This window comes from Streptomyces sp. SID1328 (assembly GCF_009865595.1).
Lineage (GTDB): Bacteria > Actinomycetota > Actinomycetes > Streptomycetales > Streptomycetaceae > Streptomyces > Streptomyces griseoluteus.
This window is the reverse complement of sequence record NZ_WWKH01000101.1, coordinates 1-205: the sequence shown is the minus strand read 5'-3', so window position 1 is coordinate 205 and position 205 is coordinate 1. Positions and strand designations below refer to the sequence as shown.

1 pseudogene is annotated in these 205 nt (G+C 77.6%); it reads left to right on the top strand.

The annotated features are described in order from the left end of the window. A pseudogene (locus GT030_RS03050) lies at positions 1–205 on the top strand (D-glycero-beta-D-manno-heptose 1-phosphate adenylyltransferase); the annotation flags it as partial.

Here is a 205-nt window from a genome sequence, read left to right as displayed (position 1 = left end):
GCGTCCGTCTGGCGACACCGTCCGCCACCGAGGCACACACCTTCGCCGCCCGCAGCGGCGGCCCGGTGGGGGACCCCGACGACGAACTCCGCCTCGCCGCCCAGGACGCGCACCAGCTCGTCGGGGACTGGCGGGCCGCCTCCGTGGCCGTGACGATGAGCGGGCGCGGCGCGCTCCTCTCGCACGGCGGCACCCCGCTCATGGT